The sequence below is a fragment of the Streptomyces viridochromogenes DSM 40736 genome (genome assembly GCF_000158955.1).
Taxonomy (GTDB): Bacteria; Actinomycetota; Actinomycetes; order Streptomycetales; family Streptomycetaceae; genus Streptomyces; species Streptomyces venetus.
On record NZ_GG657757.1, the window covers coordinates 1,094,648 to 1,119,773 of the forward strand.

General features: G+C 72.1%; 15 protein-coding genes and 2 pseudogenes. 8 read left to right on the forward strand and 9 right to left on the reverse strand.

Translation table 11 applies throughout. From position 1 onward, the window contains the following. Nucleotides 1–277 (reverse strand): annotated as a pseudogene (locus SSQG_RS42090) (hypothetical protein); the annotation flags it as partial. Nucleotides 278–708: 431 nt separating this feature from the next. Here SSQG_RS42090 and SSQG_RS04655 point away from each other — a divergent pair. Continuing rightward, nucleotides 709–1,311: a KR domain-containing protein gene (locus tag SSQG_RS04655; protein WP_039931945.1), complete on the forward strand. Its 603-nt coding sequence runs from the start codon at nt 709–711 to the stop codon at nt 1,309–1,311. Nucleotides 1,312–1,383: 72 nt separating this feature from the next. Here the strand turns inward: SSQG_RS04655 and SSQG_RS42095 are convergent, their stop codons facing one another. Both SSQG_RS42095 and SSQG_RS42100 read right to left on the reverse strand, forming a co-directional pair. Continuing rightward, nucleotides 1,384–2,469: an MMPL family transporter gene (locus tag SSQG_RS42095; protein WP_208865618.1), complete on the reverse strand. Its 1,086-nt coding sequence runs from the start codon at nt 2,467–2,469 to the stop codon at nt 1,384–1,386. Beyond that, complete coding sequence (locus SSQG_RS42100) at nt 2,358–3,638, reverse strand: MMPL family transporter (protein ID WP_208865619.1); 1,281 nt, start codon at nt 3,636–3,638, stop codon at nt 2,358–2,360. Before SSQG_RS42100 ends, SSQG_RS42095 begins: the two co-directional genes overlap by 112 nt. Before the next feature lie 154 nt (nt 3,639–3,792). On the opposite strand from SSQG_RS42100, the gene SSQG_RS04665 reads away from it, so the two are divergent. After that, nucleotides 3,793–4,428 carry a TetR/AcrR family transcriptional regulator gene (locus SSQG_RS04665; RefSeq protein WP_078506799.1) on the forward strand — a complete coding sequence of 212 codons (636 nt, stop codon included), beginning with the start codon at nt 3,793–3,795 and terminating at the stop codon, nt 4,426–4,428. Between the two features lie 111 nt (nt 4,429–4,539). Here the strand turns inward: SSQG_RS04665 and SSQG_RS04670 are convergent, their stop codons facing one another. After that, nucleotides 4,540–9,414 carry a type I polyketide synthase gene (locus tag SSQG_RS04670; RefSeq protein WP_003988556.1) on the reverse strand — a complete coding sequence of 1,625 codons (4,875 nt, stop codon included), beginning with the start codon at nt 9,412–9,414 and terminating at the stop codon, nt 4,540–4,542. A gap of 288 nt (nt 9,415–9,702) precedes the next feature. On the opposite strand from SSQG_RS04670, the gene SSQG_RS04675 reads away from it, so the two are divergent. Beyond that, nucleotides 9,703–11,688, forward strand: coding sequence for an FAD/NAD(P)-binding protein (locus SSQG_RS04675; protein ID WP_003988557.1), 1,986 nt, complete (start codon nt 9,703–9,705; stop codon nt 11,686–11,688). Then, a pseudogene (locus SSQG_RS04680) lies at nt 11,685–13,221 on the forward strand (lyase family protein). Before SSQG_RS04675 ends, SSQG_RS04680 begins: the two are co-directional and overlap by 4 nt. Here SSQG_RS04680 and SSQG_RS04685 read toward each other — a convergent pair. Further along, nucleotides 13,181–13,936 (reverse strand): thioesterase II family protein, encoded by a 756-nt coding sequence (locus SSQG_RS04685; RefSeq protein ID WP_003988559.1) that lies wholly within the window; start codon nt 13,934–13,936, stop codon nt 13,181–13,183. The pseudogene SSQG_RS04680 and the gene SSQG_RS04685 overlap by 41 nt on opposite strands. A gap of 100 nt (nt 13,937–14,036) precedes the next feature. Beyond that, a complete protein-coding gene (locus SSQG_RS04690) occupies nt 14,037–14,255 on the reverse strand; it encodes a DUF5988 family protein (RefSeq protein ID WP_039931948.1) in 219 nt (72 codons plus the stop codon). Between the two features lie 171 nt (nt 14,256–14,426). On the opposite strand from SSQG_RS04690, the gene SSQG_RS04695 reads away from it, so the two are divergent. The 4 genes from SSQG_RS04695 (at nt 14,427) to SSQG_RS04710 (ending at nt 20,929) form a co-directional block, all read left to right on the forward strand. Next, nucleotides 14,427–14,846, forward strand: a complete 420-nt coding sequence (locus tag SSQG_RS04695) for a DUF779 domain-containing protein (protein WP_003988560.1) — start codon at nt 14,427–14,429, stop codon at nt 14,844–14,846. 504 nt (nt 14,847–15,350) lie between these two features. Next, nucleotides 15,351–16,835 (forward strand): cytochrome P450, encoded by a 1,485-nt coding sequence (locus tag SSQG_RS04700; RefSeq protein WP_078506801.1) that lies wholly within the window; start codon nt 15,351–15,353, stop codon nt 16,833–16,835. After that, complete coding sequence (locus tag SSQG_RS04705; protein ID WP_039931950.1) at nt 16,819–17,826, forward strand: (-)-alpha-amorphene synthase; 1,008 nt, start codon at nt 16,819–16,821, stop codon at nt 17,824–17,826. Before SSQG_RS04700 ends, SSQG_RS04705 begins: the two co-directional genes overlap by 17 nt. A gap of 211 nt (nt 17,827–18,037) precedes the next feature. Next, on the forward strand, nt 18,038–20,929 hold the full coding sequence (locus tag SSQG_RS04710) for an ATP-binding protein (RefSeq protein WP_039931952.1): 2,892 nt from the start codon (nt 18,038–18,040) through the stop codon (nt 20,927–20,929). Between the two features lie 87 nt (nt 20,930–21,016). On the opposite strand, the gene SSQG_RS04715 is transcribed toward SSQG_RS04710, so the two are convergent. The 3 genes from SSQG_RS04715 to SSQG_RS04725 all read right to left on the reverse strand — a co-directional run. Continuing rightward, a complete protein-coding gene (locus SSQG_RS04715) occupies nt 21,017–22,498 on the reverse strand; it encodes an MFS transporter (RefSeq protein WP_039931953.1) in 1,482 nt (493 codons plus the stop codon). Between the two features lie 373 nt (nt 22,499–22,871). Next, nucleotides 22,872–24,272 (reverse strand): cytochrome P450, encoded by a 1,401-nt coding sequence (locus SSQG_RS04720; RefSeq protein ID WP_003988565.1) that lies wholly within the window; start codon nt 24,270–24,272, stop codon nt 22,872–22,874. Nucleotides 24,273–24,413: 141 nt separating this feature from the next. Further along, nucleotides 24,414–25,126 (reverse strand): FAD-dependent oxidoreductase (locus SSQG_RS04725; protein WP_003988566.1); only part of this gene is annotated, 713 nt, incomplete at its 5' end.

A 25,126-nucleotide genomic window follows, 5' to 3' on the forward strand; every position in this document is an offset into this window, starting at 1 on the left:
TGCGGGAGCGGGGCGTCACGGTGGCCGGGCTTCTCGTCGACGACGCGGGCCACGGGCAGGAGAGCGCCTCGGAGGAGCTCCCCGGCTCGGACGACCCGCTGGACGCCGCGTGCCGCCGGGGCGGCCGGACGCTGGCGCTGCTGCGGGGGTTCCTCCAGGAGTACGCGGGGCAGGCGGAGCAGGCGCCGCGGATCGTGCTCTGCTCGGCGGGCGCGGCGACCGGTCTCGCGGGCGGTTCACCGCGCCCGGCACAGGCACCGTTGTCGGCGCTGTTCACGTCGCTGGTGTGGGAGCACCCGCACCTGCCGTGCGCGCAGGTCGATCTCGACCCCGAGGAGGGGCCGCCCTCGGTGGCGGACCTGCTCGGGCAGGTGACGCGGCTGCCGGGCGCGGGGCGGCTGGCCCGGCGGGGCGGGCGCTGGTTCGAGGCCCGTCTGGAAGGGCGGCCGGTCCCGGTCGGCGGCGGAGCACGGCCGGCGCTGCGGCCGGACGCCACGTACCTGGTCGCCGGCGGCGACGCCCGGCACGCGGCGGTGGCGCTGGAGTGGCTGGCCGCGCGAGGGGCCCGCTCGGTCGTGCTGGCGGGTGCGCACCCCCTCTGGCCAGAAGAAGGTCTTCGAGTACCTTCTCGGAACGTGTTCGAGCGGGTGCAAGCTGGCAACCGGGGACCTGGCGTCGGCGGGACGGGGTGGAAACGGCCTCGCGGGTTTGCTGGCCGACGGCCGGCCGCCGCTGCGGGGTGTGCTGTCGCTGCCGCGGCAGGGCGCGGACGGACGCCTGGAGGACCTGGACGGGCCGCGGTTCGGCGCCGCGCTCGCCGAAGCCCTGCGGGGTCCCGTGGAGCTGACGCGGCGGTTCGCGGACGGCCTGGACTTCTTCGTGCTGTCCACGTCGGTCACCTCGCTGCCCGGCCGGTCCGCAACGGTCGTCGGCTCGGCTGCCGACGCGTTCCTGACCGCACTGGCCGCTCACCGGCGGGCGGCAGGCCTGCCGGTGGTCGCGGCGGCCTGGGGGCCGTGGCTGGATGCCGCCGACGAGGCGCCGGAGACGGCCACCGCGTTCGCCGGGGCCGGGGTGTACGCGGCGCCCGGCGGAGAGGTGCTGGACGCGCTGCTCGCGCTGCCGGTCGCCGGGGGCGCCGGTGGTGCGGGCGTGGCAGGCGTTGCCCGGGTGGACTGGGACCGGTACCGCGTCGCGGGCGGCCGTACTTTGCCGTACTCCCTGCTGGAGGCGGGCCCCTCGTACGACGAGGAGAAGGCTCCGGGGTTCGGGCAGAACCGGATGAAGGGGGCCCGTAAGAAGAAGGGCTGACGACCCGGCGGGTCCGGTCAGGACAGCGGCCCCCGCACCGGCGGGGGCCGCTGTCGTGTGCCGGGAGGCCGGTCAGGAGCGGGAGCCGGCGCTCTCCTCCAGGTCGCGGTCGGTCTCCGGCGGGGCGATGTCCGACTTCTCGATGTCGAGGTGGGGCAGCCTGCGGTCCAGCCACTGGGGCAGCCACCAGGCGGCGCGGTCGAAGAGCGCCATCACGGCGGGCACGATGGTCACCCGCAGGACGAAGGCGTCCAGGAACACCGCCACGGCGAGGGCGAATCCGAAGGACTTCGTCAGGTCGGCGTCGGCCAGGATGAAGCCCGCGAACACGCTGATCATGATGAGGGCCAGCGCCGTGACGACCCGGGCGCTCTGCATGAAGCCCTTGACGATGGCCTCGGCCGGCGTGTTCCCACGGGCGTACTCCTCGCGCATCCGGGTCACGAGGAACATCTCGTAGTCCACGGCCAGCCCGAACGACAGGCCGATGACGATGACGGGCAGCAGGTTGACGATGATGCCGGTGGAGTGGATGCCGAGCAGGTCGTTCAGCCAGCCCCACTGGAACACGGCGACCAGGGCTCCGAAGGTGGCGGCGAGGCTGAGCAGGAAGCCGAGCGTCGCCTTCACGGGCACCAGGATCGACCGGAAGATGATGATCATCAGCAGGAAGGCGCACCCGACGACGATCAGCAGGTAGGGCAGCAGTGTGTCGCCGATCCGCTTCGACATGTCGATGTTGATCGCGGTCTGGCCGGTGACGGCGACGGCCGCCTCGCCCGAGTCCCGGGTGTCCTTCACCGCCGCCCGGATGTCGTCCACGACCTGCTCCGTCGCGGCCGCGGTGGGGCCGCTGCCGGGCACCACGGACATCACCGCGGCGTCACCGGACTTGTTGGGCACCGGCGGGCTGACGTCCTCCACGCCCCGGATCCCGGCCAGTTCCCGTCCGATGCCCTCCGCCGTGGCCGCCGCGTCCTTGCCGCTCTTCGCGGTGTCCACGACCACGGTCAGCGGCCCGTTGAACCCGGGCCCGAAGCCCTCCGTCAGCAGGTCGTAGGCCTGGTGCGAGGTGGAGCTCTCCGGCTCGGCGCTGTCGTCGGGCAGTCCGAGTCGCAGATCGAGCGCGGGCACGGCCAGGACGCCCAGCAGGACCACGGAGGCGAGGCAGAACGTGAGGGGCCTGCGGACGACGAGGCGCACCCAGCGCATGCCGAACGTGGGCTTTCCGTCGGCCCGGTAGCCCTCCGCGCGGTGCTGTGCCTCCGCGTGGACCTGGGCGAGCTTCGCCTTGTCCCGCACGTGGGCGGCGCGCCGGCCGTTGGATCCGGCGGCCCGATTGAAGCCGAGGAGCGCGGTACCGAGGGTTCAGGCCGAACGCGGTGGAGACGAAGGACGGGCAACGCGGCGGCGAGGCCGACCTGCGTGAGGATCGGGATGCCGACGACGACGAGACCCGCCAGCGCGATGGCGGTGGTGAGCCCGGCGAACAGGACGGCGGCGCCGGCCGTCGTCACGGAGGTGCCGATGGCGTGCTCGGGGTCCTCGCCGGCCCGCAGTTCCTCCCGGTAGCGGAAGGCCACGAACATGGCGTAGTCGATGGACATGGCGAGGCCGAGCATCAGCGCGAGGGCTGTGGTGTCCGAGTTGAGGTCCGCGAAGCGGGTGCTCACCTCGATCATGCTGAGGCTGAAGACCACGCCCAGGATGGCCGCGAGCAGCGGCAGCCCCGCGGCGACGAACGAGCCGAACGTGACGAACAGGACGACGGCGGCGGCCGCCAGTCCGAGCAGTTCGCCCGCCCCCTGCCCGGGCCTCGGCTGGGCCGCCTCGCCACCGAACTCGACGGTCAGGCCGGCCCGCGTGCCCGGCTGTGCCGTGTCCAGCAGCGCCTCACGGTCCTTGTCCGCCAGGTCGTTCCTGGTGACCGAGTAGGACACCTGGGCGTAGGCGATGCGCCCGTCCGGTGAGACCGCCTTCTCCTGGAACGGGTCGGTCACGTCGGCCACGTCCGGCAGGTCGCGCACCTCACCGAGGACCCGTCCGATCGCCTGCCGGTACTCGGGGCGGTCCAGCTCGCGGCCCTGCGGCGCGGCGAACACGACGCGCGCCACCGCCCCGTCGGCCGCGGCCTCCGGGAAGCGCTCGTCCAACAGGTCGATCGCCTGCTGCGACTCCGTGTCCGGGATGGCGAGCGAGTCCACGGTCGGCCTGGACAGCAGCGCGCCGGCCACGCTCACGGCGACGACGACGGCGACCCACAGTAACGAGACCAGGCGTCGTCGCCGGAAGCACGCGCGCCCCAGCCGGTAAAGAACGAGCCTCATGACAGGCAACTTTCTTTTGGGAGTCGACTTTCAATTGATAGCCTACTAGCACTTTGGGGGGTTGAGAACCTTCCTGGGTGCCACCGCCGCATGACGTCGTGGCGCGGTACGGCCGCGCCGGGCGGGCGGCCGGAGAGCCTGGAGAATGTGGAGCATGAGCGTGCCCAACTTGAAGCCGACGCAAGGGACCGACCGTCATCCCGGGAAGATCAGCCAGCGGGAGCGGAAGAAGGCCAGGACCCGGACGGCCATCCAGCAGGAGGCCCTGCGGCTCTTCCGGGACCAGGGCTACGAGGCGACGACGATCGAGCAGATCGCCGAGGCGGCCGAGGTGTCGGCGAGCACCGTGTTCCGCTACTTCGCCACCAAGGAGGACCTGGTCCTCTCGGACGACGAGACGTTCTTCGTGCGCGCCTTCCGCGCCCAGCCGCCGGAACTGCCGCCCGTCCAGGCCATGCGCCGCGCCCTGCACAGCACCCTGGACGGCCTCTCGGCCTCGGAGATGAACACCCAGCGCGACCGCGACATCCTGATGGTGACCGTGCCCGAGCTGTGGTCGGCGAGCCTCGGCAATGTGAAGCAGATGCTGCGCACCCTCGCCGAGCTGGTCGCGGAGCGCACCGGCGCCGACCCGGCCGACGCGGCGGTGCGGGCGCTGAGCGGCGCGATCTTCGGGATCATGATGGACGTCATGCTGCGCTGGGCGAACCAGCCCGACCTGGATCCCGCCGCCGAGCTGGACCGGCTGCTGGCCTGCCTGGAGGACGGCTTCCAGGAGTCCGGGGCCTGACTCCCGGGCCGGTGCGGAGCGTGAGGCACGAAGGCCCCGGGCGCGGTGACGAGGCCATGTCGTCACCGCACCCGGGGTCTTCACCGTCCGTCGGCCGGGCCGCCCGCCGGGTCAGCTGTCGCCGAGCTCCTTGTCGATGAGGCCGAAGATGTCGTCGTCCGACACCGAGTCGAGAGCCACGGAGTCGAGAGCCACCGGGTCCGGGTCGTCGTCACCGTGGGCCGCACGACGCCAGTTCCACAGCAGCGTCTCCAGCCGGCCGGTGATCTCGTCCCGGTCCTCGGTGTCCGCGAGCGAGCCGAGAAGCCGCTCCAGACGATGGATCTCGCCCAGGACCAGACCTGACTGTTCCTCCTGCCGCGGCTGAAGCAGACCGAGCAGGTGCTCGGCGAGCGCGCCGAGCGTCGGGTGGTCGAACACCAGCGTCGTCGGCAGACCCAGCCCGGTGGCTGCGGCCAGCCGGTTGCGCAGTTCGACACCGGTGAGGGAGTCGAACCCGAGGTCGCCGAAGGGCAGTTCACGGTCGAACTCGGACACCGTGGTGTGCCCGAGAACGGCGGCCACCTCGGTGCAGAGCGCCTCGAACAGCACCACGGGTCCGCGCGCCGGGGCCGTCTCCGCGATCAGCCGCGCCAGCGGAGCCTCCCCCGGTTCGGCCGCCGGTTCCTCCTGGGCCCGCCGTGCCTCGGGGATCTCCGCGATCAGCGGCCTGGGCCGGGCCGTGGTGAACGTCTCGGCGAACCGCGGCCAGTCCAGGTCGGAGACGACCACGCACGTCTCGTCGTGCTCCACGATCTGGTGCAGCGCGGCCATCGCCGTCTCGGGGTCGAGAGTGCGCATACCGCTGCGGCCCAGCCAGGCGACGGCCTCCTCGTCGTCGGCCATGCCACCGCCCGCCCAGGCCCCCCAGGCCACGGACGTGGCGGTCAGGCCCTCGGCACGGCGGTGCTCCGCCAGGGCGTCCAGGCAGGCGTTGGCCGCGGCGTAACCGGCCTGCCCGGCACCGCCCCACACACCCGCGTTCGAGGAGTACAGCAGGAACAGGTCGAGTGGCGTGCCGGCGGTCAGTTCGTGCAGGTTCACCGCGCCGGTGACCTTGCCGGCGAACAGTTCCGCGATCTCGGGCAGATCCGAGTCGAGCAGTGCCGCTCCCCTGCCGAGCGCGCCCGCGGTGTGCACGACGGCGGTCAGCGGATGCTCGGCCGGGACACCGGCCAGCAGTGCGGCGAGCGCCGCGCGGTCGGAGACGTCACAGGAGGCGATCGTCACCTCGGCGCCCATGGAGGTCAGTTCGTCCCGCAGCTCCGACGCCCCGGGGGCGTCCGGTCCGCCGCGACTGACCAGCAGCAGGTGGGTCGCGCCATGAGCGGCGAGCCAGCGGGCCGCGAGCCCGCCGAGCACTCCGGTGCCGCCGGTGATCAGCGCGGTGCCCCCGGACCGCCACTCACGCTCCGGCGCCGAACCGCCCAGCGGGGCGCGCACCAGCCGGCGGGCCAGCACGCCACCGTCCCGGACGGCGACCTGGTCCTCGTCCCCGCTCCCGGCCAGTACGGCCGCGAGCGCCTCCCCCGCCCGGTCGTCGAGCGTCACGGGCACGTCGATCAGACCGGCCCAGCGCTTGGGCTCCTCCAGCGCCACGACACGACTGAGCCCCCACACCGAGGCCTGCGCCGGCCGCACCGTCCCGTCCTCGTCCGTCGCGCGTACGGCACCGCTCGTCACCGACCAGAGGCGGGCGTCGATGCCCGTCTCGGCCAGCGCCTGCACCAGCAGGACGGTGCCCGCCACACCGGCCGGCAGTTCGGGATGCGCGGGCAGCGGCGCCTCGGCCAGCCCCAGCAGCGACACCACGCCCGCGATCTCCGGTGTCCCGGTGGCCGCTTCGCGCAGCGCCGTGATCAGGCCGGCCCGGGCCTCGTCGCTTCCGGTGTCCACCACGAGCTGTCGCACCTCGCCGCCGTGCCGGGTGACGGCCCGGACGCACCCGGCCACCGGCTCCTCACCGCCCCGGCCCGCCGGGACCACCACGAGCCAGGTCCCGGACAGGCCCGCCGTGCCGACGGCCACGGGCTTCCAGTCGATCTTGTACCGCCAGGAGTCGAGAAGACTGCTCCGCCTCAGGCGACGCCGCCAGGACGACAGTGCGGGCAGCACCGCACCGGCCGCGGAACGCTCGTCGTCGTTCAGCCCGACGAGCGCGCTCAGCTGCCCTGCGTCCTGGCTCTCCACCAGGTCCCAGAACTCCTTCTCCACCGGGTCGGCGGGCGCGGTGCCGTCCTGTTCCAGCCAGTAGGGGGTGTGGTCGAAGGCGTAGGTCGGCAGTTCCACGGGCGGGGCCGGGGGCAGGATCGACTGCCAGTCGATATCGACGCCTTGGGTCCACAGCTTGCCGGCCGCCTGAAGCACCGAAGCGGACTCAGGGCGGTCCTTGCGCAGCATGGACACCAGCAGGGTGTCGCTGTCCGTGACGCACTCCTGCGCCATCGCCGTGAGCGTGCCACCTGGACCCACCTCCAGGAACGCGCCCACCCCGCCCTTCAGGGCTTCGCCGACCGCCGCGGCGAACAACACCGGCTCACGGACTTGGCGAACCCAGTACTCCGGTGCGCCCATTTCACCCGGCTCCGCCAGACGTCCCAGCAACGTCGACACGATCCCGATCGCCGGTTCACGGAACTCCAGCCCCTCCACCACAGAGCGAAACTCGGCCAGCATCGGATCCATCCGCGCCGAATGAAACGCATGCGAAACCCTCAACCGCCGTGTCCGTATGCTCTGTTCCTCACAGGCGGCCATGACGACGGTCACCGCGTCCTCATCACCGGAGACCACGGTCGAGGCCGGACCGTTCACGGCCGCTACACCCACGCCGGCCACACCCGCGACCAGAGGCTCCACCACGTCCACACCCGCAGCCACCGACGCCATCGCACCACCCGAAGGCAACCGCTGCATCAGCCGGCCACGAGCCGCCACCAGCACACACGCGTCTTCCAGCGACAACACACCCGCCACATGCGCCGCCGCGATCTCCCCCACCGAATGCCCCACCACCACATCCGGCACCACACCCCACGACTCCACCAGCCGGAACAGCCCCACCTCCAGCACGAACAACGCCGCCTGCGCCCACACCGTCCGATGCAACACCTCCCGATCCGCACCGAGACCGAACATCACCTCCCGGACCGAGCCACCCATCAACCCATCGAGAATCCCGCAGACCTCATCAACCACCCCCGCAAACAAGGGCGACTGCTCATACAGCTCCCGGCCCATCCCCGGCCACTGAGCCCCCTGACCCGCGAACAACAACCCCACCCGCACACCCTCACGAGCCACCGTTGCCTGCTCCCGGACAGCCGACTCCAGCCCCGCGACGAGCTCCTCGACCGACCCGCCCACCACAGCCAACCGACGCCGCAACCCGGCACGCCCCGCCAACCCGACCGCAACCGAACCCGCATCCGCCTCGGGCCGCTCCCCCACGAACGACACCAACCGCTCGACCTGCCCGCGCAGCCCACCCGCACTGGCCCCGGACATCATCCACGACACCAACCCCGAACGGCGCACCGCGACTTCGGGCTGCTTCTCTTCCTCGGGGGCTTCCTCCACCACCACGTGCGCATTCGTCCCGCTGATCCCGAACGACGACACTCCGGCCCGACGGACGCGCTCACCGCGCGGCCACGCCACTCCCTCATCGGTGAGCAGTGCGACATCACCGTCGCTCCAGTCGACCATCGGGGTGGGCTCGCCGATGTGGAGCGACGGCGGCAACTTCTCGTTCCGCAACGCCATCACCATCTTGATCACCCCGGCCACACCCGCGGCCGCCTGCGCGTGACCGATGTTCGACTTCACCGACCCCAACCACAACGGCCGGCCCCCGGGGCGGTCTTGGCCGTACGTCGCGATCAGCGCCTGCGCCTCGATCGGATCACCCAACCGCGTCCCGGTACCGTGCGCCTCCACCACATCCACATCAGCCGCGCGCAGGCCCGCGTTCTCCAACGCCGCCCGGATCACCCGCTGCTGCGACGGCCCGTTCGGCACCGTCAGCCCGCTGCTCGCGCCGTCCTGGTTGACCGCAGAGCCACGCACCACACCCAGCACCCGATGCCCCAGGCGCCGGGCATCCGACAACCGCTCCACCGCCAGTACGCCCACGCCCTCTGCCCAGCTCGTGCCGTCGGCCGCGGCGGAGAAGGGCTTGCACCGGCCGTCCTCGGCCAGGCCCCGCTGACGGGAGAACTCCACGAACGCCGTGGGGTTGGTGATCACGGTGACGCCGCCGGCGAGTGCGAGGGAGCATTCGCCCTGCCGCAGCGCCTGCACCGCCAGATGCAGAGCGACCAGCGACGAGGAGCACGCCGTGTCCACCGTCACGGCGGGGCCCTCAAGGCCGAGGAAGTACGAGACGCGGCCGGAGAGGACGCTGGCGTGGTTGCCGGTGAGGGTGTAGCCCTCGACGCTGTCCGGGGCCTGGTCGAGTTCGGGTATGTAGCCGGAGGTCGAGGCGCCGACGAAGACGCCGGTGCGGCTGCCGCGCAGTTCCTCCGCCTTCAGCCCCGCCCGCTCCAGCGCCTCCCACGACACCTCCAGCAGCAACCGCTGCTGCGGATCCATCGCCAACGCCTCACGCGGCGAGATCCCGAAGAACTCCGCGTCAAAGCCCGCGACGTCATCCAGGAATCCACCACGCCGCACATACGACTTCCCCGACGCATCCGGATCCGGGTCGTACAGGTCCTCCGGCCAGCCCCGGTCCGCCGGGAACTCCGACGTCGCATCCACACCCCCGGCCACCAGACGCCACAAATCCTCCGGCGAACCCACCCCACCCGGATAACGGCACGCCATACCCACGATCGCGATCGGCTCCCGCATGCTCGACTCGACCTCGGAAAGGCGCTGCCGCGTCTCATGCAGATCCGCTGTCACTCGCCGCAGGTAGTCAACGACTTTCCGCTCGTCCGTCATGAGGTGCAATCCCTTCCGACCCGACCTGACCCGGCGCGAGATCCTGAAAACGGCAGCGCGAATTCCGGCTTCCGGCTCTCGGCATTTCGATCCTCGGCAGGGAGGAGGATCACGGACAACCCCTGGCACCCCCCTAAGCGCCGTGGCCGAACGAGGCAGGGGTGCGGGTTCCGGGAATGCACACCCGGGACGACTTGACGGATCCGAAAGGGCTTGGTTGACCTGCGCGGAAATGCCTCGCGACGATTCCGGCGGCCGGATTCCCAGGCACCGGGACGGAGCGTCCGTATGAACGGCACCATGGAGATCTGCATCGTCGGCGCGGGTCCGCGCGGATTGTCCGTGCTGGAGCGGCTGTGTGCGAACGAACGGGCGGCGCCGTCCTCGTCCGCCGTGCTGGTGCACCTCGTCGATCCGTGGCCGCCGGGCGCCGGACGCGTGTGGCGTCCTGAGCAGTCCCGCCATCTGCTGATGAACACGGTGGCGTCGCAGGTGACGATCTACTCCGACGAGAGCACCCGGATCGAGGGTCCCGTCGAGCCGGGCCCCAGCCTGTACGAGTGGGCGGAGCAACTGGCGTTGCTGGGGCCGCTGGCCGGCCGGGGCGGTTACGACGCCGAGACGCTGGGCGAGGCGAAGTCGCTGGGGCCGGACTCCTATCCGACGCGGGCCTTCTACGGCCACTACCTCAACGACTGCTTCGAACGGATCGTGGCCGGTGCTCCGCCGCACGTCACCGTGCGAGTGCACGCCTCCCAGGCGGTGGCGATGGCCGACACGCACGGCGTGCCCGGCGGACCGCAGGGGGTGCGGCTGGCGTGCGGCACCCGGTTGAACAGCCTGGACGCCATCGTGCTGGCGCAGGGGCACGTGCCGAGCAGGCTCACACCGCGTCAGGAACGGACCGCGACCCTGGCCCGCATCCACTACCTGACCTATGTGACGCCCGCCAATCCGGCGGACGTCGACCTGAGCGGAATCCGGCCGGGCACTCCGGTGCTGCTGCGCGGGCTGGGGCTCAACTACTTCGACTACATGGCCCTGTTCACGCTGGGCCGGGGAGGTTCCTTCCATGAGGAGGGCGGCCGCCTGGTGTACCGGCCGTCCGGGCAGGAACCGGTGATGTACGCCAGTTCGCGGCGCGGTGTTCCGTACCACGCGCGCGGCGAGAACCAGAAGGGGCCGTTCGGGCGGCACCGGGCGCGGCTGCTGACGGCCGAGCACGCGGCGGCGTTGCGGGCCCGGGGCGTGGACGGGGAGCGGGTGCACTTCGGTACCGACCTGTGGCCGCTGATCTGCCGGGAGGTGGAAGGCGTCTACTACGCCACGCTGCTTCAGGCCCGCGGGCGGGGCGCGGAACGGGCGGTGTTCGAGGAGCGGTTCCTTGCCGTTCCGGTGAACGGCGACACCTCGCCGTTGCTGGAGGAGTTCGGCATCGCCGTGGCGGACCGCTGGGACTGGGAGCGGATCGCGCAGCCGTGCCGCGGGCAGCACTTCGGGGACCGTGCGCAGTTCCGTGCCTGGTTGCTGGACCATCTGCGCGGCGACCTCGAAGCGGCGCGGAGCGGCAATGTGAACGGCCCGCTCAAGGCGGCGCTGGACGTGCTGCGGGATCTGCGCAACGAGATCCGGCTGGCCGTGGACCACGGGGGTCTGGAGGGCAACTCGCACCGGGACGACCTGGAGGGGTGGTACACACCGCTCAACGCGTTCCTGTCGATCGGTCCGCCTGCCTCCCGGATCGCGGAGATGATCGCGCTGATCGAGGCGGGGGTGCTGGAGCTGACGGGGCCGGGGACCGAGATCCGTTTCGACACGGCCGACCCGTCGTTCGTCGCGGAGTCTGCGTTCGTGCCGGGGCCGCCGGTCCGGAGCCGGGCGCTGATCGAGGCCCGGCTTCCTGAGCCCGACCTGCGCCGCACCGACGATCCGCTGCTGCGGCACCTGCTGGCCACGGAGCAGGTCGGGCCGTACCGGGTCCGGTCCAGCTGCGGTGCCTCGTACGAGACGGGCGGGCTGGCGGTGGCCGAGCGGCCGTACCACCTGCTGGACGCGCGCGGCCGGCCGCACCCTCGGCGATTCGCGTTCGGGGTGCCGACGGAGTCGGTGCACTGGGTGACCGCGGCGGGGGTGCGGCCTGGAGTCGACTCGGTGACGATCGGCGACTCGGATGCCATCGCGCGGGCGGTGACCGGGCTGCCGCCCGTGGCGCACGTGCCGCCCTCGGTGCGCCGGTCGATGACGGACACGGACCTGCTCGGGGTGATCGTGTGAGCGCGCCGGACGGGGGCGGTGGTTCCCTGCTGGACGCCGGTCTGCTCTCCCCGGTGCGGGCGGGGACGCCGGCCGAGGCCGCGGTGTCCGACGGGGCGTGGCTGCAGGCCATGCTGGACGCCGAGGCGGCGCTGGCGCGGGCGCAGGCCACCCTGGGGGATGGTGCCGCGTGCCGCGGCCGAGACCATCAGCCGGCTGGCCCGCGCCGAGCTTCTGGACGTGCGGGCCCTGGCGCTCGCCGCGCGGGAGACGGCCAACCCGGTGGTCGGCGTGGTGCAGGCGCTGAGCCGGGTGGTGGAGCGGGAGGATCCCGCCGCGGCCGAGTACGTGCACCGGGGTTCGACCAGTCAGGACGTGCTGGACACGGGGGCGATGCTGGTGGCCGCCCGGACGCTGCGCATCATCCGGGCCGATCTGGGGCGGGCGGCGGAGGCGCTGGCGGAGCTGGCCGGGACGCACCGGGACACGCTGATGGCGGGCCGGACGCTGGCGATGCACGCGGTTCCCACGACGTTCGGGGTGAAGGCCGCGGGGTGGCGTCAGTTGCTGCTGGACGCGGATCGCCGGCTGGAGCTGGTGCTGGTGGCGCTTCCGGTGTCGCTGGGCGGTTCGGCGGGGACGCTCGCCGGCTATGTCGAGTACGCCCGGATCGACGGCCGCGCGGCGGCCCGTTCCGGCGGGGCCACGGACCGGGACGACAGGGACCGGGGCCGCGACGGGGACAGCGGATCGGATCTCGACGTGGCGCGGTATGTGGCGGAGCTGACGGAGGCGTTCGGCGCGGAGACGGGGCTGGCGGCCGGCCCTGCGATGCCGTGGCACGCGCTGCGCACTCCGATCGCGGACCTCGCGGCGGCCCTGGCGTTCACGGCGGGTGCGCTCGGCAAGCTGGCGGTGGACGTGCAGTCGCTGACGCGCACGGAAGTGGGTGAGGTGGCCGAGCCGTCCGTGGCGGGGCGCGGGGTCTCCTCGGCGATGCCGCAGAAGCGCAACCCGGTACTGGCGACTCTCGTGCGCAGCGCGGCGCTTCAGGTGCCGGTGCTGGCGGCCGGCCTCACGCAGTGCCTGGTCACGGAGGACGAGCGGTCGGCGGGGCCGTGGCACGCGGAGTGGCAGTTGCTGCGGGAGTGCCTGCGGCTGACGGGCGGGGCGGCGCACACCGCCGTGGAGCTGGCGGCCGGTCTCGAGGTCCGGCCGGAGCGGATGCGGCAGAACGTGGCGCTCATCGGTAGCGCGCTGGTGTCCGAGCGGCTCGCCGCGGCGCTGGCGCCGCGACTGGGCAAGGCGGCGGCGAAACGGCTGCTGAGCATGGCGACGGAGCTGGCCTCGGGCTCGGGACGGCCGCTGCCGGAGGTGCTGGCGCATCTGCCGGAGCTGGCCGGGGTGTTCGCCCCGAAGGAGCTGGACCGCTTGTGCGACCCGGCCGGCTACACGGGGGCCGCCGGCGCCCTGGTGGACCGGGCGCTGGCCCGGCAGCCCCTCGCTCGGCGTGTCAGCGCGGTGCCGGGGCGGGCCGCGTCAGACGCTCGTTGATGACACGGATGACGTCCGGTGCGTGGTCGACGAGGAAGAAGTGGCCGCCGGGGTACCTCACCATCTCGAAGCCGCCCGTGGTGTGGGCGCTCCAGGCGCGTACCTCGTCATGGCTCGCCTTCGGGTCGCCGTCTCCGGTCAGCGCGGTGACGGGGCTGCTGAGCCGGTGGTCCGTCGCGCACACGTAGGTCTCGGCCGCGCGGTAGTCGTTGCGGACGGCCGGCAGGACCATGCGCATCAGCTCGTCGTCTCCGAAGATCCGCTGGTCGGTGCCGCTGAGTCTGCGCAGTTCGGCGATGATCCCGGCGTCGTCGCGCCGGTGCACCCGCTCGTCCCGCCGGCACGACGGTGCGCGGCGGCCCGAGACGAAGACCCGCTCGGCGAACCGCCCGGCCCGCTCCAGCCGTACGGCGACCTCGAAGGCCAGTGTCGCGCCCATGCTGTGCCCGAACAGGGCGAAGGGACGGTCGACGGCGCGGGTCACGGCCCGAAAGACGTGGTCGGCGAGAGCACCGATGGTGTCGATCATCGGTTCGTGGTGCCGGTCCTGCCGGCCCGGGTACTGGACGGCGAGCACCTCGACTTCGGGCTTCAGCGCCTGGGCCACCGGCCGGAAGAAGGACGCCGAACCGCCCGCGTGCGGCAGACAGACCAGTTGCACGGGGGCGTCGGGGGTCGGGAAGAAGCGTCGTATCCACGGATCGGCGGCGTTCATGGTGCCTTCCTGTTCTGGTGCGCCCGTCCTCGGGCGCGGACAACGGCGACGGCGGCGGCCCGGGCGGGCGCCGCCGTCGTTCTGTGTGCTGGGGTCATGCTCACTCGGCCGGCCTGGTGGCTCCCGTCCAGACGAAGACGCGCAGGCGCACGCCGTCGTGGACCTCCCATTCGGAGGTCGGTACGAAATGCTCGTAGCGGTTGCCGAGATAGAACTTCAGCCTGTCGCCGGGGTCCGGCACGTGCCGGACCCGCTCTTCCTCGGCGAGGTAGGACGAAGGACAGCCTCGGAGAACCACGTTCGGCTGGGCCACGCTCATGCGGGAACTCCTCTCGGCGTGTGCTGCCATCGGCCACCGCAGGGTGACGATCGCACGACGCCTTGCCACACGGGGAATTCGGACAGAATGCGGCCGGCATTCCCCGTCAGCGTATTTCGGGCGACCATGGCTGGACACCCCTAAAGCCCCCTAGCCGCCAGGAGAGATCGCATGACCAGCCACCCCACCCGCACGGGACGGGTCGAACTGACCCCCGCCGCCGAGGACCTGCTGCGGCAGCTGACCGGGACGCACGGGCCGGTGATGTTCCACCAGTCCGGCGGCTGTTGCGACGGCAGTGCCCCGATGTGCTACCCGCGCGGCGAGTTCCGGGTCGGTGCCTCGGACGTCCTGCTCGGGCAGGTGGCCGGGGACACCCCGTTCTGGATGAGCGCCGACCAGTACGCGTACTGGTCGCACACCCATCTCACCGTGGACGTGGTCCCCGGACGCGGCAGCGGCTTCTCCCTGGAGGCTCCGGAGGGCGTCCGCTTCCTGCTGCGCTCGCGTCTCCTCACCGACGAGGAGCTGCGGCGCGTCGAGGCGGAGCCGCCGCTGCCGACCGGGGCGGACGCACCCGACCGGCCCTGAGCACCGGCGCGGAGGGCGGTGGCACCGCGCTTCCAGGGCGCCGGGCTCCGCCGCTCGCCGAGGCCCACACCGTGGGCAGGCCGAGGGACGTGCTCTGTGTGGGGCGAGCGACGGCACCTTCGTCTCCGCCCTCGGCCGCCCTCTCCTCGACGGTCTCGACGCGGTCGGGGACGCTGTCCACACCCGGCACGAACACGTCCTGCCGGATCATCTCCCACCGCACCGCGCTGTGGGCGGGCCTCCTCATGGCGGGGGCCGTATAGCTCGGCTCTGCGCGGGAGCACAGACGGAACATGGTTTTCTCTGTGCACAGAAATACATTGGGAAATTGGGGCACATGCGGCAATCATGACTCGCTCGACGCGCCTCCGTGCATCCGTGCGCCCCTATGGAGAAAGGATTCGCCAAGCCTTCAACAGAGCCTACTGGGCAGGACTGAGACGAGCATCAACTCGGTGCAACCGCACCACAATCCCGTGTGCCAACCAAGGCAGGTGGTATTCGATGATCGGCTCTGTTCCCGGACCGGCCAGAGATTGGACAGTGGGCACTGCTCCAGGCATATTCCCATTCCTCGGCCACGGTATCGCGTTGGTGCGTCGGCCGCTGGCTTTTCTGGAATCTCTGCCCGCGTACGGCGATCTGGTCGAAATACGCCTGGGTCCGCAGCGTGCCTGGATGGCCTGCCACCCGGACCTGGTCCACCAGGTACTCAGGGACCCGGACACCTTCGACAAGGGCGGCCCGCTCTACGACAGACTGCGGACGCTGCTGGGTGACGGCGTCGGTACCTGCCGCCAGCGGGATCACCGGCGCCAGCGCAGGCTGCTCCAGCCCGGCTTCCGCAAGGCACGTGTCGCCGACCAGGTGCGGATGATGGGCGAAGAAGTGGAGTCGGTGTGCCGGACGTGGCGGGACGGGCAGGCGGTCGACATCAGCGCGGCCATGCTGGACCTGTCGACACGCCTGGTCAGCCGCGTCCTCTTCTCCGACTCGCTCGACCCCGCGACGGCACTGGAGATGCGCAGGTGCCTGGCCACCGTTACGCGCGGCATGTTCGTCCGGACGGTGCTCCCGGTCGACGCCCTGTTCCGGATTCCCACGCCGGCGAACCGCCGTTACCGCCACGCTTCCGAGGGCCTGCGCGCGATCGTCGACGCGGCTGTCGCCGAGCGCCGGCGAGGCTCTGCCCATGACGACCGGGACGACCTGCTGGGGACCCTGCTGGCGGCCGCGCGGGGCGACGGCGGGGAGACGGTGATCAGCGACGAGGAAGTCCACGGCCAGGTGATCACACTGCTGTTCGCCGGCGCCGAGAGCACCGCCCTGTGCCTCTCCTCCGCCCTGGCACTCGTGGCGCTCCATCCCGAGCAGGAAGACCGCCTGCGCTCCGAAGCCGACGCCGTGCTCGCCTCGGGGCGGCCGCCCGGCCCCGACGAACTGCCGCTCCTCGAACACACGCGGCGCGTCCTCACCGAAACCCTTCGCCACCGGCCGCCCGGATGGCTCTTCACCCGCGTCGCCACGAAGGACACGGAGCTCGCCGGGCACCGGCTGCCGCAGGGCGCCACCGTCATGTACAGCCCGTATCTCCTGCACCACGATCCCGCTCTGTTCCCCGACCCCGACCGGTTCCTCCCCGACCGCTGGCTGCCCGGCCGGACCGACGCGGTCCACTCCGCGGCGATGATGCCGTTCGGCGCGGGCCGCCGGAAATGCCTCGGAGAGACACTCGCCCTGGCGGAGGCCACGGTGGCCATCGCGTTCATCGCCCGGCACTGGCGACTTCGCCATCTGCCGGACTACGAGGAACGGCTCCGCCCCGCGGCCTCGCTGGGCCCGCGAGGCTTGTTCATGTCCTGCGAACGCCGAGCGAGTCGGCAGGTCGACGCACCTTGGCAGGTGGATTCCCGCGCACCCCGGAAAGCCGCCGCGCCCGTCGTCCACAACTCCCGAACGGCAGGTGGCAAAGATGTCCACGACACATGAGGAAATCGCGCTCGCCGGCCCGGACGGAATTCCGGCAGTCGATCTGAGGGACCTGATCGACGCGCAGCTCTACATGCCGTTTCCGTTCGAGCGCAATCCCCACGCGTCCGAAGCGGCGGCAGGCGTCGACCACTGGCTGAGCACATGGGGGCTGACCGACGACCCGGCGGTGGCGGCCATGATCTCCTGCACACGACCCGCCGAACTCGCGGCCTTCAACGGCCCGGACATGGATTCCGGACTCCTCCAGATCGCGGCGAACCAGATCGCCTACCAGTTCGTCTTCGACGACCGGGCGGAGGACATCGGCCGGCACTCGCCCGGCCGGCTGCTGCCCATGCTGTCCGAGAGCGTCGCGATCCTGCGCGACGGCCAACCACCCACCACCCCGCTCGGGGCGGCCCTGGCCGACCTCCACCGCCAGGTCCAGGAGCGGTGCACACCCGCTCAGGCCGCACGCTGGGCCTGGAACAGCCGGGAGTACGTGCACGGCCTGCTGTACGAAGCGGTGGCCCAGGCCCATCCCGCCCCGGTGGAGAGCGGGCTGTGCCGGTCCATCCGTTCCCTCATCGCGGGCGTCGAGCCGTTCTACCCGCTGTGCGAGGCAGCGCAGCGGTGCGAACTGGCCCCGGAGGAGCTCCACCACCCCGCCATGCGACGCCTGAGCCGACTATCGGCCGATGCGGCGGTCTGGATACCCGACCTCTTCTCCGCGGTGAAGGAGCAGCGGGCGGGCGGCATGATCAACCTGGCCCTCGCCTACCGGCGGACGCACCGGTGCTCCCTGCCGGCGGCCGTCACGCTGGCCGTACGGCACATCAACAGCACGATCCGCGAGTTCGAGGACCTCTACGGAGAGGTCAGGCCGGAGCTGAGCCCCTCCGGCATCGGCTACGTGGAGGGCATGGCCGGCTGGATCCGCGGCTGCTACTTCTGGTCCCGTACCGTGCCCCGGTACGCGGACACGCTGACGGCACCCGCAGGGCTCTGACCGACGGACCGACGGACCGGCCGCCTCCGCCTCAGAGTTCCCGAATGGGGCGGAAACAGAGCAGGCTACCCGAAAGGTTGAGACTCGAAGCGCTCCCGCGGAAAATTCACCCTCCCTGTCTACCTCCTGTTCCGACCTGGCCAAGGGGCCTGCACATGAGCGTACGCTCGCCCCGTCCGGCGGGGAGCAACGACAGGAAGCGGTAGACCACATGGCCCATGGGCTGCGGCAACCGATCACCGAACACCGGCCTCTCCTCGAGCGCGACGAGGAACTCCTGGCCATCGACCGCGCGTTGGCGGAGCTCCGCGACACCGTCGACGGCATGCACCGGGTACCCCGCGGCGGGCTGCTCGCCTTCACGGGCGAGGCCGGCCTGGGCAAGACGACACTCATCGCGGCGGCGCGCGCCCGCGCCGCCGCGCAGGGGTTCACGGTGTTGTCGGGCAAGGGCGGCGAGAACGAACAGGGCCTGGCGTTCCGCGTCGTCCGCCAGATCATGCAGCCCACCCTGGCGGCGATGAGCGAGACCGAACGCCGCAGGTTCCTGGGCAGTTGGTACGACATCGTCGGTGCCGCGCTCGGTCTCGAGGCGACGGACCCCGCCCGGGTGCCGGACCCGACCGGAGTACGCGACGGCCTCGACTGGGTCATGACGCGCCTGACGATGACCAACGCGCCCGTCGTCCTGCTCCTGGACGATCTGCACTGGGCCGATACCGAATCCCTCGACTGGCTCGCCTCCTTCGCGCCCCGGGTCGCGGACCTCCCTCTCCTGGTCGTGGTCGGCTACCGGCCGAACGAACTCCCCCGGGACGCGACCTCGTTCCGCACGCTCGTCGAACGCCACGAGCAGCGCCCGCACGTACTGTCCCCGCTGGGCGAGACCGGTGTGGCGCGGATCATCAGGGACGCGGTGGGAGAGGAAGCCGAGGACGAATTCTGCGGCGAATGCTGGACGGTCACCGGCGGAAGCCCCTTCGAGACCGTCGAACTGGCCATCAGGCTCCGCGAGCGGCGGGTGAGGGGCACCCGGGCCGAGTTGCCCGTGATGCGTCACCTCGCCGCGGCGATCAAGGGCCCCGGCCTGATCGAGCGCCTCAAGCGACTCGGCCCGAGCACCGTCCGCTTCGCGTGGGCGGGTGCGGTCCTGGGTGGGCCCTTCTCCCCGGAGGCGGCCGCCGGTCTCGCGGTGGTCGGCAGCGCGGAAGCCGCCGAGGCGACCGAGAAGCTGCGCGCGTGCCGCATCCTCACGGACGCCGAAGAGCCGGTCGGCAGCCTGGAGTTCGTCCATCCGCTGATCGCCACGACGGTCTACCGCGACATCCCCTCGGGCCTGCGCGTCGGCATGCACGACGCGGCAGCCCACACCGCCCAGACGGTGTGCTCCGACCCCACCACCGCCGCCCGGCACCTGCTGGAGGTGCCCTGCGACGACCGGCCGGAGACGGTCGCCTGCCTGCGCGCCGCCGCGCGGGAGTACCTCCGTTCCGGAGCACCGGAGGCCGCCCGGCGCGTGCTGACCCGCGCGTTGCGGGAGCCACCCCCCGCCGAGGACCGCGCCGCCCTCCTGCACGAACTGGCCTGCTCGACCTTCCTGATCGAGCCCACGGCCACGGTCAACCACCTCCGGGAGGCGCTGAAGAGGCCCGGCATCGCCCCCGAGCTGCGGGCCTCCGTCGTCTACCGGCTGACCCAGGCGCTGGCCCACACCGACCGGCTGACCGAGGCCGCGACCGTGGCCGCCGACGAGGCGCGGCGCACCACCAACCCGCGTGTCAGACTGCGCATGCAGGCAGATCACTTCGTATGGAGCGCGTTCCGCGCCGACGAGCCCGACTCCTCAGCCCGCTCGCGCCGGCTGGCGCGGCTGGCCGACAAGCTGACCGGGCGCGGCCTGGAGGAGCGCTACATCCTCGGTCTGCGGGCGTGGGACGCCCTGGTACGCGGCGAGCCCCGGCGGACCGCCCTCGAGTACGCCGAGGAGGCCCTGCGCGGAGGGATGAGCTGGACGGACGAGAACCGCGGCTTCGAGGTGCCCGTCGCGGTCGCCCTGCTGTTCATGTACTGCGACCAGCCGGGACGCGCCGAAGAGCTGTTCACCCGGGGCATGGCCGAGTGCGAGCGCATGGGGTGGCGCGGCTCCCATCTGGCGCAGGGCCAGACGCTCCTGGGCTACATCCGCTACCGCCGTGGCTGCCTGCCCGAGGCCGAGGAACTCGTCCGGGCCGGGCTGCACACCGCCGAGCGCGTCGAAGGAGCGGTGCCCGCACAGTGGTTCGCCATCGGCATTCTCATCCAGATCCTGCTGGCCCGCGGGCGGACCACCGACGCGCGCCGGCTCGCCGACACCCACCACTACGGCGACGTCGTTCCCAACGCCGTCATCTTCCCCGATCCCCGCACGGTGTACGCCGAACTGCTCCTGGCGGAGGGGCGGCTCGCCGAGGCGGCGAGCCTGTTGTCCGAGGTCGGGGACTGGCTGGAGTCGCGGGACTGGCACAACCCCGCGTGGTGCCCCTGGCAGCTGGGACTGGCCTCGGCGCTCGCGCGCACCGCTCCCGATCAGGCGGTCCTGCACGCCCAGGACGCCGTCAAGCGGGCCCGGGACTTCGGTGCGGCGTCCGCGATCGGCCAGGCGCTGCACGTCCAGGCCGAGGTGACGGGCGGCCAGGCGGCGCTCGAACTGCACACGCGGGCCGTCGACCACCTGGAGCGGTCACCCGCCGCGTACGAACTGGCCCGTGCGCTGGTGGGCCATGGCGCCGCGCTGGCCCGCGCGGGCCGTCTGCACGACGCCGCCGACCGGCTCTACCAGGGGCTGGAGGGAGCGGTGCACTGCGGTGCCGCGGGTCTGGCCGACCGGGCCAGACGCGAGCTCTCGGCCGCGGGGATGCGCCCGCTGCCCCTGCGCTACGCGCAGACGGACATGCTGACGGCCCAGGAGCGCAGGGCCGCCGAGATGACGGTGCAGGGCCATCCGGCGTCGGTGATCGCGACGGACCTGCGGCTCACGGAGCAGGGCGTGCGGCACCTGCTGTCCTCCGTCTACCGCAAGCTCGGCACGGACGCCTCCGGCCTCCCGGGCGCCCTGGGGGACTGACCGGCTCACCTTCCTGGTCGCCGACCGGCCGGCACTGGTCATCGCGTCGCGGAGCTGAGCGTAGACCGGCCAGGGCCGGGGCGGGCCTCACACGGGTCCGGGGCCCGCTCCGCCTTTGAGGCGTTCCAGGTCGGAGGGGCGGACCTGGATGACGAACAGGGCGACCAGGGCGGCGATGGCGGTGAAGATCGCCGCCATGATGAAGGCGGCCGAGACGCCGGCGGTGAGGATCTCGTCGGACCAGGGCTTGGGCAGTTGCCCGGTGCGTTGGAACCGGAGGCGTTCGGCCGGGGTGGCCTGCTGGAGGAAGGCCGGGATCTGTGTCTCCGCCTCGTTGGTGCTGGCCGTGCCGTACATCGTGACCAGGATGGACAGGCCGAGGGAGCCGCCGACCTGCTGAGTGGCGTTGAGGAGTCCGGAGGCCGCGCCGGTCTCCGGGGTGGGCACGTTGGACAGCGCCATGAGGGTCAGCGACACGAACTCCATGCCCATGCCCATGCTGAAGACGAGCATCGGCCCGAGGACGCTGCCCGCGTAGGTGGAGTGGACGTCGGTCAGGGTGAGCCAGGAGAGACCGGCGGCGGCCAGGATCGCGCCCACCACCATGAACGGTTTGGGCCCGTAGACGGGCAGGAACCGTGAGGCCAGTCCGGCGCCGACGGCGATGACGGCGGTGACCGGCAGGAAGGCCAGTCCGGCTTGCAGGGGGCTGAACCCCAGGACGCCCTGCACGAAGAGCGTCAGGAAGAAGAACATGCCGAAGATCGCCGCGGCCAGGCAGAGCATGATGCCGTACGTGCCCGCGCGGTTGCGGTCGGCGAACATGTGCAGGGGTGTGATGGGCTGTCTGGAGCGCCGCTCGATCAGGACGAAGGTCGCCAGGATGAGGACCGCCCCGGCGAACGAGGCCAGCGTGAACGCGTCCCGCCAGCCGTCCTGCGCGGCTCTGATGAACCCGTAGACGAGCAGCACCATGCCCGCGGTGGAGGTGAGCGCGCCGGCGATGTCGAAGCGCCCGGGGTGGCGTTCGGACTCCTTGATCCAGCGCGGGGTGGCGAGCGCGATGAGCAGGCCGATGGGCACGTTGACGAACAGCACCCATCGCCAGTTGAGGTACTCCACCAGGATTCCGCCGGCGAGCAGGCCGATGGCGCCGCCGCCGGCCGAGACCGCGGCGAAGACGCCGAAGGCGCGGTTGCGTTCCGGTCCCTCGCGGAAGGTCGTGCTGATCAGGGCGAGAGCCGTCGGGGAGGCGATGGCGCCGCCGACGCCCTGGAGGGCGCGTGCGCCGAGGAGTTGACCGGAGTTCTGGGCGAGCCCGCCGAGCAGGGAGGCCAGCACGAAGAGCAGCACGCCGAAGATGAACACGCGCCGCCGGCCCAGGATGTCGCCCGCCCGGCCGCCGAGCAGCAGCAGGCCGCCGAAGGTGAGGGTGTAGGCGTTGACCACCCAGGACAGGCTGGTGGTGGAGAAGTCCAGTGCGCTCTGGATGTGCGGCAGGGCGATGTTCACGATGGTGATGTCCAGGACCACCATCAGTTGGCACGAGGCGATGACCAGCAGCGCCATCGCACTTCCGCCACCACCCGATTCCCTGGTGGTGGTCTCCTGTGGTGAGGCCGGCTGCGGGCTGCTGCCTGCGGTGTCCACCTGTTCGACGGTACGCCCGCCTTCTGGCCCTCACCACTGGATCACCGTCGGTCACACGGGGCGTCGTGCAGCCCTCGACGAACGGAGTTCTACCGCGGTGGAGTTCGACTTCGGTGCACCTGTCGGCGGCCCGCCCGGAATCCCGGCGGGCGCGGCCGGACTCCGTGGAGTCCGGCCGGGTGTGAACCGGGCAGGTCATCGAGGTGTACCTGCCCGGCCCCCGCGGGCCCTCGCGCCCTGTTCCGGGATCCACCACCAGCATCCCAGAGCCGGCGCCCGCGGGACAGCGCCCTCAGCGCCCGCCGCGTATCAGGCCGGTCAGATAGCGCCAGAGCGACGACCGCTGCCGGGCGGACGGGTCCGGCAGGACCTCGCCGGCCGCCTCGGGCGCGAGGCCGCCCACCGGCGGGCCCGCGGGCGTCGCCGCGAGTTCGTAGCGCACCGGCAGCGAGCGAAGACCGCGCATGAACGGCGAGGAGCGCCAGGGCAGTTGGTCGGCGGGCAGGGCGAGGTCGAGGTGCTCGAACCGCTCGAACAGGCGCCCCACACCGGCCGCCGCGACCGTGGAGGCCAGCTCGCGCGCCGGGCACTGGCGCGGGCCGGCTCCCCAGGACAGGTGGGCGCGGGTGCTGATGGTGGTGCCGGAGGCGACGTGGTCGGCGAAGAGCGGGTCGGCGTGCGCGGCGCCCGGGGAGACCCACACCGGGTCGCCGGCCCGGATCGTGTAGTTGCCGAGCGGGGTGTCCCGGGCGGCGAACCGCGGCACGAAGTTGACCAGCGGCGGCTTGCGCATGACCACCCGGTTCATGGATTCCCTGACCATCCCCGCGGACAGGCTGGCCCGCACGCTGCCCTCGCCCGAGATGACCTCGACGACGGTGTTGGAGATGAGGATGCCGACGTGGTCGGAGGTCATGCCCAGCAGCATGAACAGCTCGCGTGCCAGGTGGTCGAGCGACAGGTCCGGATACGCGGCCAGCAGGTACGACGGGAAGTCGTCGCCGGGCTTCTGCAGCTTCAGCGCGGCCAGTTCCGCCAGGGTCGCGAGCAGGCGCTCCAGCGCGGCCTCGGCGTCCGGGCCCGCGTCGAGCACGCGCCACATGTCCATGAGCGCGTCGTCGCCCTGCGAGCCGGGGAAGCCGAGCAGATGGCTGGCCACCATCAGCGGCAGGGGCCGGGAGAACTGCGCGGACAGGTCCGCCACGCCCGTCCGGCCGCCCTGCCCGACCAGGGTGATCAGCTCGTCGGCGTAGGCGGTGACGGCGGCCTTCAGGCGCTTGGCCTGGGGGTGACGCGGGTCCTGGAACGGCTTGAGGGCCACGTCCCACGCCGTCCGCAGCGGTCGGTATCCGGGGCCGCCCTGGATCAGGATGTGGTTGACCTCCAGGGACGGTCCGAGCGGCCAGTCGGCGGGCACCCTGCCCTCGGTGCGGGCGCGCCAGTTCTCCAGGCCCTTGGGCCAGCCGTCGTCGTCCTGGAGCACCTGGAGGGACTCGCGGTAGCCGAGGACCAGCCAGGCGGGCACCCCGAGCAGGTCGACCGGGGCGACCGGGCCGTGCTGCTGCCGCAGCCGCTCGTACACGAGCGCGGGTCGCGTCTCGTAGTCCCGCGTCAGCAGCGGTCGGGGGTCGAGCGTCTCCAGCCGTGTGTCGTCCAGGTCCACGGATCCGCCGTCACCCCACTGGGATTCCATCGTCTTGCCACCCTCCGACACGCTCCGCACCGGCGCACCATCAGCCGGTAGCCGGAAACGGTGGGGACCCTACCCCAGAGCCGACCAGCGGTTATCCACTGGGGTGGATCACTCACGGAGCGGCCCCGGCCCGCGCCGGGTTCAGGCGGCCGTGTATCCGAGTTGGCGCCGCATGTAGGGCGTCATGAGGGTCTTGGCCTTGGCCATGGTGGTGGTGCGGCTGCCGAGGACGGCGGACTCGCCGCCCGGTACGGGCACCACGGTCAGTCCGTCGGCCGGGCCGAACGGCACGATGAGCGGGGTGCGCCGGGTCGGCCGGTAGGAGCGCGGCTCCTTGCGGTGCCTGCCGGAACCCTGGAGGTGGGCGCGGATGTTGTGGGCCGCGATGTCCGCCTGGGCGAGGGCGGCGGGGGTGATCTTGAGTTCGGTGACGTCGTTCACGTCGCCGACGGCGAAGACGTCGAGCTTCCCCTCGACCCGGAGCGTCCGGTCGACCTTCACGTGCCCGGTCCGGTTCAGCCAGTCGCCGTGCCCGGCCAGGCGGATCCAGAGCGTGTTCGGCGTGGTGCCGGTCGCCCAGAAGGACAGGTCGGCCTCGATGACGGTGCCGCGGGCGTCGCGGTAGGTGCCGAACTCGTTGCCGGGCGACATGAACGAGTCGAGCCGTACCTCGACGTCGTGGGACTCCAGCCAGGCGTGCGCCTTGCGCCCCGGCCGTTCGCTGCCCGTGGAGTCGAGCAGCGCGGAGCCGGAGTGGGCGAGCGTGACGCGGGCGTCGGGCCGGGCAAGGCGGATCTCGGCGCTGAGTTCGACTCCGCCGGGGCCGCCGCCGACGACGAGGACGTGCTCGGCGG

Excerpts from the sequence above, each read along its gene's own strand:
- SSQG_RS04690 (WP_039931948.1), bottom strand. The coding sequence starts at position 14,255 with ATGAGCGTGGCCCAGCCGAACGTGGTTCTCCGAGGCTGTCCTTCGTCC.
- SSQG_RS04705 (WP_039931950.1), top strand. The coding sequence starts at position 16,819 with ATGTCCACGACACATGAGGAAATCGCGCTCGCCGGCCCGGACGGAATT.
- SSQG_RS04710 (WP_039931952.1), top strand. The coding sequence starts at position 18,038 with ATGGCCCATGGGCTGCGGCAACCGATCACCGAACACCGGCCTCTCCTC.
- SSQG_RS04715 (WP_039931953.1), bottom strand. The coding sequence starts at position 22,498 with ATGGCGCTGCTGGTCATCGCCTCGTGCCAACTGATGGTGGTCCTGGAC.
- SSQG_RS04670 (WP_003988556.1), bottom strand. The coding sequence starts at position 9,414 with ATGACGGACGAGCGGAAAGTCGTTGACTACCTGCGGCGAGTGACAGCG.
- SSQG_RS42100 (WP_208865619.1), bottom strand. The coding sequence starts at position 3,638 with ATGAGGCTCGTTCTTTACCGGCTGGGGCGCGCGTGCTTCCGGCGACGA.
- SSQG_RS04685 (WP_003988559.1), bottom strand. The coding sequence starts at position 13,936 with ATGAACGCCGCCGATCCGTGGATACGACGCTTCTTCCCGACCCCCGAC.
- SSQG_RS04700 (WP_078506801.1), top strand. The coding sequence starts at position 15,351 with ATGATCGGCTCTGTTCCCGGACCGGCCAGAGATTGGACAGTGGGCACT.
- SSQG_RS04665 (WP_078506799.1), top strand. The coding sequence starts at position 3,793 with ATGAGCGTGCCCAACTTGAAGCCGACGCAAGGGACCGACCGTCATCCC.
- SSQG_RS04675 (WP_003988557.1), top strand. The coding sequence starts at position 9,703 with ATGAACGGCACCATGGAGATCTGCATCGTCGGCGCGGGTCCGCGCGGA.
- SSQG_RS04695 (WP_003988560.1), top strand. The coding sequence starts at position 14,427 with ATGACCAGCCACCCCACCCGCACGGGACGGGTCGAACTGACCCCCGCC.
- SSQG_RS04720 (WP_003988565.1), bottom strand. The coding sequence starts at position 24,272 with ATGGAATCCCAGTGGGGTGACGGCGGATCCGTGGACCTGGACGACACA.